Origin of the sequence: Xanthomarina maritima (assembly GCF_008084905.1) — a bacterium.
Taxonomy (GTDB): domain Bacteria; phylum Bacteroidota; class Bacteroidia; order Flavobacteriales; family Flavobacteriaceae; genus Xanthomarina; species Xanthomarina maritima.
This window is the reverse complement of sequence record NZ_VSFC01000012.1, coordinates 328,124-338,298: the sequence shown is the minus strand read 5'-3', so window position 1 is coordinate 338,298 and position 10,175 is coordinate 328,124. Positions and strand designations below refer to the sequence as shown.

Here is a 10,175-nt window from a genome sequence, read left to right as displayed (position 1 = left end):
GCGTATCTAGAGAGTACGATATGACGAATCCAGAGATTGTATGTCCAGTAACACCAAGTTTATGTAATGGTGAATTCCCTTCCTTGACTGCTACTTGGACTGATAATTGTTCTGTTGGAGGCACATTAACACTTAATGGACCAACTAGAATTGTACAATCTGAAGATGGATGTTCTGATATTGGATATTATGACTTTGAAGTATATGACGATTGTGGAAACTTGGGTACACAAACCTGTTCAGTAATTCGTGAGAAGGATATAATAGGTAATTGTGAAACAGCATTTGCAAAAGCTGATGAAGGAGATCAATGTTTTATACCAAACTTTAGTCGTTGGGGTTGGACAAATTATTTACCAGACTTTGGTGAATATACTATGGATCTTTGGGCTGGTGCTGCACATTGTGATACAAATAGAGGAGCATTAGTAGGTACAGTAACTGTAAACTATAGCGAATCTGAAGTGTTAGTTACTTATAATATTAATGAAGGTTATGTTATGAGTGAAGCACATGTTTACGCTGGCTGTGATCCATATCCGAAAAAACGTGGAAGAAATACAGTAGCTCCAGGACAGTATCCATTCAATCCATCTTTTTCTGGAAATGTTCAAAATTATACTGTAGTTATAGATAATTTATTAAGGGACAATTCTAAAGGAATCTATGTTATTGCTCATGCTGTTACTTGTGAAATAGTTTGTATGTGTAGCCCAAGTGAGGAAGATGTTTGTTCTGATGACAATGGAGGATCTGATTTTGTAGGAAGCTTTAATTGTAGCGATTCAAATACTCCTATTAACGCTATAAATATTAGTAGCTTTAAAGCTTATCCAGTTCCATTTGATCAAGAAGTTAACATATCTTATGTAATAGATTATGAAACTGATGTTACCATTGAAGTATTTGATATTAAAGGATCATTAGTTCAAAAGGTCAAAAATTCAGGGTATGTTAAAGGATCTGAAGCTGTAAGTAAAATAGATATGTCAAATACTGACAATCAGATATTCTTTGTGAGATTAACTACTAATAAGACAACTGTAGTTAAGAAGATTGTATCTTCAAGTCCTCAGAAATAGATTATTAAATTAACGTAAAATAATAAAGCCCAACTTTAATTAGTTGGGCTTTATTAATTTTAATGTTTTATAGTTTAATTTTTCTAACTATTGTTTGACAAACTTGAATGTTGAATTTGTGTTTTTGAATGATAATAAATAAATACCATTTGATAAATTTGAAACATCAATAGAACTATTAGTTCCATTTAAATTTTGATCCATTACTTTTTTACCAAGAATGTTATAAATATATACACTATGATTTTCTGAAGAATTTAATTTTATGTTTATTTTATCAGAAGTTGGGTTAGGATAAATGGATATATCTTGTGTATTAAATTCTGTATTAGATAAAGTGAAAGTGTAAGTGGTATTTTCAAACCAATTTAAATGATTTTCGTTTGAGGAGATACTAGCCATATCTAAATCTCCATCATTATCAAAATCATTTATGGTAAAACTAAAGATATCATTTTGTGAATTATCAATTATATTTTCATTAGTTGGATTAGAATCTAAATACCAAGTCATTTTATCTGTTGGATTTGTACTTGAATAACCTATAGTAACGTCGTTTACTGAGTTGTCATCTAAATCTGATACCATGGCAGTTGCTGGATATACATCAGAAGTTGTAAATACAGTTTCTGTAAAAGTCCCATCAGATTGTTTATCATAATATGCAGTATTTGTTAATAAATCTACTTTCAATATTTCTAAATCACCATCATTATCAACATCTCCAAATGAAACATCATTTATATAATAATTGCCTGAAACCACATTATTGGATTCTACAGTAAAAGTAGGACTTCCTTGTTGGGTTAAGTTATTATTGAATAATTTAACACTGTAAATTCTACCATAACCAACAACAATATCTAAATCACCATCTAAATCATAGTCTGCAAGATCTAAATCTCTAGGCCCAGAATTACTTATATTACTAATTGTTTGAGCTGTACCAAAATTACCATATCCATCGTTTGAATACCATACTACAATATTTGATTCATAAGCAACAACAGCCAGATCTATATTATTATCACCATCAATATCACCAGCCTTAACTGTTCCAGCCCTTTGAAGCCCATTATCAATAAGTTGTTCTGCTCCAAAATTGCCATTCCCATCATTTTCAAACCAAACTATTTTATTCATTGATTCTGATGTGGCAATAATATCATTATCCTGATCATTATCTAAATCCGCTATTGTTAGGCCATTAACATTTGTTAGTGTGGATGAAATTAATGCTTGTAGTGTAAACGTTTGATTTCCATTGTTTTTATACCACTCTATAGTACCTCCAAGATTTGTTCCAATAACTATATCAATGAAAGTGTCATTATCTAAATTACTAGATTCAATAAACTTAGGAAAATTTCCAGTAGTTGTTGAAATGCTTTGTTTTGAACCAAAAGGAGCTTGGGCTAACAAAAAATTAAAGCTCAAGGCACATACGATTAAAAGTAAAATATTTTTCATAATTTAAATAGTTTAATGTTGCTCCAAACATATATATTTTTATTCATTACAACGTAAAAAAAAGCATTTAATCGTTAAAAACACTAGATTTAGTAGTTTGATTCTTACTTATTTACGATAATTCTTACTTAAATTTGCTAAAAAATTGAATTTTTAATTGAAGTTTTAAATCAAAATTGTAGTTATATTAAATAATTTTTCCAGCAATTAAAAACATGATAATTAATTTAACCGAATATTTAAATATTAAACAAATATTAAAAATGAAATTGATGATTCATTCAAATTATTTTAAATTTAAGATCTCTTGTTTATATATTTTTAAAAAAATAGATTTAGAATATTAGATGATAAAAAGAAACCAATTGAAATAGCACTAACAGAATTAAAAACAGCTTTCGAAACTAAAGATCTTGCAATCGAACCAGCTTTAAATAAAATAAATGAATCTTGTAAAGTAGCTAGCGTAAAAATGTATAAAGCACAGGTTGAAATTAAACAAGGTGGAACAGAAACAGGACTATACGCAAGTCAGAATGAACAAGCAGAAGGTAGCGATATAGAAGACGTAGTATTAGAAGAAGTGAAATAAATAGACATTTCTAATACATTTAGGAATATTAAAATAAAAAAAGCGCAACTATTATAGTTGCGCTTTTTTATTGAAAGAAGAAAATTAAATTAATTTACCATCTACATCAATTTTTAAAGTCTTCTTTTCATCATCTTTTTTAATTTTTAATTTATACACTTTTTTAGTATCCTTATTAATATAATAGGAAACTAAATACGTGTCACTGTGTATAGTCCATCCTGGATATTCTTTATAAACGGCATTTCTTACGGATGGAGGTAAAGTAACATCGTTAAACTTTTCGAAAGATTTTAATATTTTACCTTCACTATTATAAGTAGCAATTATTTGTCCACCATTCTTTGATGCTTCTTTGAAAATAACTTCATAGGCTTCAAATTGATTGTCAAAGACAGGTGATTCGGTAATATCAAATCTAGCAGCTTTGTTTTCTAGATGTCTTACTGATTCTGGAGTGTTCTTTTCTTGAACAGCATTTAAATAACTTAGGTTTAGTGGAGAAATAACCACGTCTGCTAATTTCACTTCTTCTATCTCTTGATTTGATTGAGAGAAACTTAGGTTGGCGAAACCTAAAAATAATAAGCCAAAAAAAACTGTTTTCATAATATTAGAAAATTTAAAGGTTACATGTTAAAAATTCTAATCTTAAAGATGGTTTTGATTTAATAACTAGACGGCTTATACCTATTTCGATTTTTGATTGATGAAAAAGATGTTAGTTTAATTAATCATTTAAAATTATACTTAAACTTACTTTAAAATATCTTATGTAGGTGTTTCATTAAGAATCATTTATGATAATATTTAGAATAAATTAAGACTAAAGAAGGATTTTAGTATTTAATTAAGAATTTTCATTTAAGCAATTTTAAATAGTTCTTCATCAACTATTATGCATGCATACTATTTTTAGTATATTTGTTAATCATTTAATACTTCTATTTTTAAATCCTAAATTTATATGAGAACCAAACTAACCGAACTTTTAAATATTACTCATCCAATAATTCAAGCTCCAATGTTCTTGGTTTCTAATACTTCTATGGTTGTTGAAGCAATGAAAGGAGGAATTGCAGGTTGCATTCCAGCATTAAATTATAGAACATTAGATGAATTAAGAGCATCTATAAAAGAGTTAAAAGCAGCAAAAGTTGAAGGAGGTTCTTTTGGTTATAACTTAATTGTAAATAAATCTAATATCAAATACAAAGAACAACTTCGTGTTTTATGTGAAGAAGGATGCGATTTTATTATTACATCTTTAGGAAGCCCTGAAGAAACGATAAATCAAGCTCATGCTGTAGGTATTAAAGTTTTTTGTGATGTTACCGATTTAAAGTTTGCTAAAAAAGTAGAAAGTTTAGGAGCAGATGCTGCTATTGCAGTAAATAACCAAGCAGGTGGACATAGAGGTCATTTTTCCCCAAAAGAGTTAATACACCTTCTAACAGAAAATATTTCTATTCCTGTTATTTCTGCTGGTGGTGTTGGCTGTAAAGCAGATGTAGATAACATGTTAAGTTATGGTGCTGCTGGAGTTTCAGTAGGAAGTCCTTTTATCGCTTCAATAGAAGCAGGAGTTACAGAAGAATACAAACAAGCTTGTGTGGATTATGGAGCCAAAGATATTATTATGACTGAGCGTATTTCTGGAACCCCATGTACGGTAATTAATACGCCATATGTGCAAAAAATTGGCACCAAACAAACTTGGTTAGAATCTGTTTTAAATAAAAACAAGAAGCTTAAAAAGTGGGTGAAAATGATTCGTTTTACTATTGGTATGAATGCAGCAACTAAAGCTGCTACACAAGCTACTTATAAAACTGTTTGGGTTGCTGGTCCAAGTATAGAGTATACCAATGCTATATTGCCAACAAAGCAAATTATAAAGACATTAACACATTAACACTTATTATTTTACATTTCAATACAAATAATTTTATATAAAAGTGGTTACTATCAATTTTAGTTCATTAACTTCGGATTTATTTTTTTAAATCAAAATCATGAAATTAAAAGCTTCACTTTTCTTCTTATTCTTAGTTGCGAACTTATTTAACAGTTATTCTCAGTCAGATACTGCAGATGCTGATGTCATGCTTGAGAAAATTAAAAACGAAGGTTTTAATAATTCTCAGGCAATGTCTATGTTAAGTCAGTTAACAGACATTTATGGACAACGTCTTACAGGTTCAAACGAATATTTGGCTGCCGCAACTTGGATGTCACAAGAAATGAAATCTATAGGGTTACAAAACGTTCATTTTGAATCTTATTGCGATGATTGTAGAGGCTGGAGTATTAAGAGTTTTAATATAGAAATGATTTCTCCTAATTACATGCATATTGAGGCTTACCCTTTTGTAATGACCAAAAGCTCTAATGGTATTGTTTCTGGTGATGTAATACATATTAAAAGTTTTAAGGATATGGATTCTTTAAAGCTTCAATATTCAGGAAAGTTAAAAGATAAAATTATTTTATTGGGAAATGTACCACGTAGAAAATCGTTGACAGATACCATTTTTGAAAGGTATTCTAAAGCCAAATTAGAAAAAATGGCAAATCAGGATTCTGCAACAGTAAAGCAAATGCCTTTGCCAGAATTATTAAAATCTTGGGAGACAGACGATATCAAGGAAGAAGATTTTCTAAGATTTGTTGAAGAACAAGGAGCATTAGCAGTTTTAAAATCTCGATCTATGTATTTAGGAGTATTGCATCCAGACGGAACTTACTTTTATAAAAACAATCATTTTAAATCATTGCCATTTTTAACTATTATGCCTGAACATTTTGGCAGAATGGCTAGAATGATAGAGATGAATATTATCCCTAAAGTAAGATTGAATCTAGAAACATTTTTTTATTCTAACCCAGAAAATAACGTTAATATTATTGCTGAATTAACAGGAACAGATGAAAAATTAAAATCTGAAACAGTTTTAGTTGGTGCACATTTCGATTCTTGGCATTCTGGTACTGGAGCGACTGACAATGGAGCAAGTTCTATTGTTTTAGTAGAAGCATTAAGAATCCTTAAAGCGATAGATTACAAACCTAAAAGAACCATTAAGATAGGGCTTTGGGGAGGAGAGGAACAAGCCTTTTTAGGTTCGGTTTCTTATGGGAGAAACCATTTTGGTGAATTTGATGAAGAACCAAATGAGGCTTCAAAGAATGTAACAGCTTATTTAAATTTAGATAATGGAGCAGGAGCAATTAGAGGAATGTATCTTCAAAATAATCCATTGGCAAAACCTATTTTTAAAGTCATTTTTTCTCCAATATCAGAAATAACGGAAGGTGTATTAACTATTGAAAACACCTTATCTACAGATCATGAAACGTTTGATTTCTATAATATTCCGGCGTTTCAATTTATTCAAGACCCATTAGAATATAATTCCGTAACTCACCATACACAATTAGACTTATTGGAGTATGTGCCTGAACAAGATGTAATTAAAAATGCCGTAATTATGGCTTGGACTATTTATTCGCTTTCAGAGATGGAAGAAAAAGTGCCAAGAAAACTATAAATTATTAATAGTTCACAAAATTGAACTAAGAATTTTTATACTTTTTGATAATCCAAATTAGTGCAAGTATTAGAACAATAAATATTAAAACATAAATACCAATTTTAAATAAGCTTATAACAACAAAGCTTAAATTTAGATTTTTATTTGAAGAGGCTATTCCAATTTCTGATTTAGGCACATATAAAGTAAAGCCAAAGGATTTATCAACTTGATTTATATCTGCTTGGTATTGTTTAAAGTCATTGGGCTTAATATAACTATTCTGTATTTTAATAAAGTGAGTTACATCAATTTCATTTTTTTTTCTATTGTATTTTACATCCCAATCATAATAAAAACTCTCTGAATTTACAATATCATTCATGTTTTGAATATTCCATTTTTTGGGAAGTTTAATTTTAAAATTATGTTGTCTAGCAACAGGATATGGTAGGTTTATTTCATTATTTCTAATCTCTTTAGTTGGAATATAAAGAAGATTTAACAAACTGGTTGGAGTAAAAGTAGCAGCAATATGGTCTTCTTTAAATCTCATAGGAGTCCAAATACTGTCAATTTTATATTTTTCAAAAACAGTTAACTCATTTTTAATTATATTATCAGTAAATTCTGGTTCTTTTAGAGATTTAATATTATAATAGTAAGTTGAATAAAAATTCTCATTTTCTTTAGCAATAGTATTTATACCATTATTTTTAAAATAATTTCGCATAAAATCTGCTTCTACTTCTGTGTATGTTGTTACTATATTTAAAGTAGCACCTTTATAATTGTCTTCAATAATATATTCTTCTTCTGTAATAACTTTATTTGATGAAGTAGAAGTTATACTGTCAAATTCAGTTGTATTTGGTTTTAATACAAGCCCATATTCATAATTTGGGAAATGGGTATTTTGATGTGTTCCACCTTGGTTAGTGAGTGTTGGATCGTAATAAAACGTGTTTTCAGCAGGATCAATTACTTTTACAACACAATGATCAAAAAAGATTGGAGATGGAAGTAATTGGTTGATACTGTGTTTTAAGTTTGTATGAACAAGCATAGGATATGCTTCAATGTCTAGTTGGTTTAACATGGCAACCATTAGTAAACTTTTATCTTTGCAGTCACCATATCTTTGATTAAATACTTTATTAGGACTGTTTGGTTTGTAGCTACCAATACCTAATTCATAACCTAAATACCTAACATCATTTTGAACAAAATCTAAAACTGCTTTTATTTTTTCACCTTGAGAGTTGTTTTTTTTGTCTATCTCGTTTATTTCAGAAAGTAGATTATTATCTAGAGGAACTTCAATTTTAAATGTTTCAACTCCCCAATTTACAACATCAGACCAATTTTTATAATCACTAATTATTACTGTAGGATGAGTAAATTTCCATGCAGGAATGTTATCTTCAAAATCAAATTTCTCAGGCGTAGTTACAGTCCATTCATAATAATTTAGCGCTGATTTATTAGTGATTTTAGGTTGTAAATCTGTATTAATTATTTTATAATTTAATTGATTATTAGTTAATAATCCTACATGTACTTTACCTACTGGAACTACATCGTTTAAATAAAAAATATTACCATATTTATTATTGTGGATAGGATTAAAACCTATTATGGTATAATTACAGTCAATGATATCGTTTGTTCTAACGTCTGAAAGATTAATCATTGCAGATAAAGATCCATCATATAAATGATTTTCTGCATTTAGTTCCCTTCTTATTACTTGAAAATAGTCTGCGTCTAATTTATTAATAATCTTTCCATCTCTGATAATATTTATTTCGTGAAAAATTAATTCTTGATATAATGGGTCGTAAGATACATTTATGCTTGAAGCAGTTTGAACTCCAACATTATCAGTTATTTTTGTAACAAACCTATAGAAAGATTCTTGTTTGGGAATATGAACTTGATAATCTGCAAGTAATAGCAAATTGCCTTGAGAAATATCATCTAAATTAACATTAGGATTTACTTCAAATGATTCGTTGTTTATCCAAGAAGACTTTTCTTTTATTATTACTTGGGTTTGACAGTTTACACTAAAGCATACTAAAATGAAATATAATAATAGGTAGGTTAGTTTTTTCAAAATTTGTGGTATTAATTCCTGTAAAAATATAATTTTATTGGTTATAGACAATCATGGATTTGATTTTGAAGTAAAATGTAAATAATATAGTAATTTAATTAGTTTGTAATTTCTCATGGCAGCTAATTTATAAGTTTTGGATATTAGCAAATATGCTATCTTTAATTTCAGGCCATTCTTCTTTTAAAATACCATAGCAACATGTATTGCGTCTATACCCATCTTGCATTAACGTGTCTTTTCTTAAAATACCTTCTAGTGTTGCTCCAATTTTTTCAACAGCTTTTCTAGAACGCATATTTCTTTCATCTATTCTGAATTCTACTTTTTCAAATTCTAAAACTTCAAAAGCAAATTGAAGCATTAAAAATTTTATATGTTTATTCAATCCTGAACCATGAAATTCTTTGCCTAACCATGTCCAACCTATATGCAATACTTTATTATTCCAATTTATTAGTCCAAATCTAGTACTTCCTGCATAAGCTTGTTTGGTTTTATCGAAAATAATAAAAGGCATAGCTGTTTTTAGATAATAACCATCTACAGCAGTTTGTACATATTCTTTTAGTGCTTCAGGAGTAGAAATATCACTAGGAGAATAATATATTAAATCGTTTTGAAAAGCAATGTTTTCAAGGTGTTTATAATTACTCAAATCTAATAAAGTGAGCTTTACTTGGCTATTTTCAAGCTGTTGTATATTCATATTAATTATACTAAATTATTTATAAGTTCCTTATTGACTATATGTTTACCATCAAAGGGAATGATACTTAAGTTATTTCCAAATAATTCTTTAGCTCTTTTAGTTTCAAGATTAATGCGTTCTTCATTTAAATATTCGTCTTTAGTACCATAAATCATTGTAACTTTTGCATTCATAAAATTGAAATCTTCTGATGTTAATTCTTTAGGAATCCCTCCAGAATGAATTATTAATTGCGAGATTTGCAATTTTCTTTTGGCAATATATCTCATAGCAACGCTAACTCCTTGAGAATAGCCTAAGACAATTAAATTTTTATTAGTTGGTATTTGTTCGGTTTCAAACACAGCATCAAAATATCGCATGACATTATCGGTTTCTTTAAGGGTGTTTTCTTTAGTTAGCCAGCTTGAACCAACATGTTTGAATTTTGGTGGAATGTAATATTTACTTTGTGCTTGAGGTGCAATAATGTAGTTTTCATCTGCATTTAAACCATTAAAATATCTTAAAAAATAGCGACTTAAATAACCCATACCATGACAAACAAACCAGATATTTTTGGTTTTAGGAGTTAAAATATTTAAAGTGGAATAACTATTGGTAGTTGTGTATGATATTTCTTTTTCTTCTAAATTCATTTTGTACTTTTACATTTCGATTTTAAAAA

At 28.7% G+C, this 10,175-nt stretch carries 8 protein-coding genes; 3 read left to right on the top strand and 5 right to left on the bottom strand.

Annotated features, from left to right (window positions below; genetic code table 11):
• On the top strand, positions 1-1,082 hold a 1,082-nt coding region (locus FVF61_RS03070), incomplete at its 5' end, for a T9SS type A sorting domain-containing protein (RefSeq protein ID WP_158635174.1).
• 87 nt (positions 1,083-1,169) lie between these two features.
• On the opposite strand, the gene FVF61_RS03065 is transcribed toward FVF61_RS03070, so the two are convergent.
• The gene (locus tag FVF61_RS03065) at positions 1,170-2,552 is read right to left on the bottom strand and encodes a T9SS type A sorting domain-containing protein (protein WP_148453142.1); all 1,383 of its coding nucleotides are present in this window, start codon (positions 2,550-2,552) and stop codon (positions 1,170-1,172) included.
• 676 nt (positions 2,553-3,228) lie between these two features.
• On the bottom strand, positions 3,229-3,753 hold the full coding sequence (locus FVF61_RS03060) for a hypothetical protein (protein ID WP_148453139.1): 525 nt from the start codon (positions 3,751-3,753) through the stop codon (positions 3,229-3,231).
• A gap of 358 nt (positions 3,754-4,111) precedes the next feature.
• On the opposite strand from FVF61_RS03060, the gene FVF61_RS03055 reads away from it, so the two are divergent.
• Together FVF61_RS03055 and FVF61_RS03050 are read left to right on the top strand one after the other, a co-directional pair.
• A complete protein-coding gene (locus FVF61_RS03055) occupies positions 4,112-5,059 on the top strand; it encodes an NAD(P)H-dependent flavin oxidoreductase (RefSeq protein WP_148453136.1) in 948 nt (315 codons plus the stop codon).
• A gap of 100 nt (positions 5,060-5,159) precedes the next feature.
• Positions 5,160-6,695 carry a M28 family peptidase gene (locus FVF61_RS03050; RefSeq protein WP_148453133.1) on the top strand — a complete coding sequence of 512 codons (1,536 nt, stop codon included), beginning with the start codon at positions 5,160-5,162 and terminating at the stop codon, positions 6,693-6,695.
• Positions 6,696-6,720: 25 nt separating this feature from the next.
• Here FVF61_RS03050 and FVF61_RS03045 read toward each other — a convergent pair whose 3' ends face one another.
• The 3 genes from FVF61_RS03045 to FVF61_RS03035 all read right to left on the bottom strand — a co-directional run bounded on the left by FVF61_RS03045 (position 6,721) and on the right by FVF61_RS03035 (position 10,146).
• Positions 6,721-8,796, bottom strand: a complete 2,076-nt coding sequence (locus FVF61_RS03045; protein WP_158635173.1) for a DUF3857 domain-containing transglutaminase family protein — start codon at positions 8,794-8,796, stop codon at positions 6,721-6,723.
• Positions 8,797-8,923: 127 nt separating this feature from the next.
• Positions 8,924-9,505 (bottom strand): GNAT family N-acetyltransferase, encoded by a 582-nt coding sequence (locus FVF61_RS03040; RefSeq protein ID WP_148453127.1) that lies wholly within the window; start codon positions 9,503-9,505, stop codon positions 8,924-8,926.
• A gap of 5 nt (positions 9,506-9,510) precedes the next feature.
• On the bottom strand, positions 9,511-10,146 hold the full coding sequence (locus FVF61_RS03035; RefSeq protein ID WP_148453124.1) for an alpha/beta hydrolase: 636 nt from the start codon (positions 10,144-10,146) through the stop codon (positions 9,511-9,513).
• Positions 10,147-10,175 lie beyond the last annotated feature (29 nt).

Coding starts and splice junctions, on each gene's coding strand:
- FVF61_RS03065 (WP_148453142.1), bottom strand. CDS start 2,552: ATGAAAAATATTTTACTTTTAATCGTATGTGCCTTGAGCTTTAATTTT.
- FVF61_RS03060 (WP_148453139.1), bottom strand. CDS start 3,753: ATGAAAACAGTTTTTTTTGGCTTATTATTTTTAGGTTTCGCCAACCTA.
- FVF61_RS03055 (WP_148453136.1), top strand. CDS start 4,112: ATGAGAACCAAACTAACCGAACTTTTAAATATTACTCATCCAATAATT.
- FVF61_RS03050 (WP_148453133.1), top strand. CDS start 5,160: ATGAAATTAAAAGCTTCACTTTTCTTCTTATTCTTAGTTGCGAACTTA.
- FVF61_RS03040 (WP_148453127.1), bottom strand. CDS start 9,505: ATGAATATACAACAGCTTGAAAATAGCCAAGTAAAGCTCACTTTATTA.
- FVF61_RS03035 (WP_148453124.1), bottom strand. CDS start 10,146: ATGAATTTAGAAGAAAAAGAAATATCATACACAACTACCAATAGTTAT.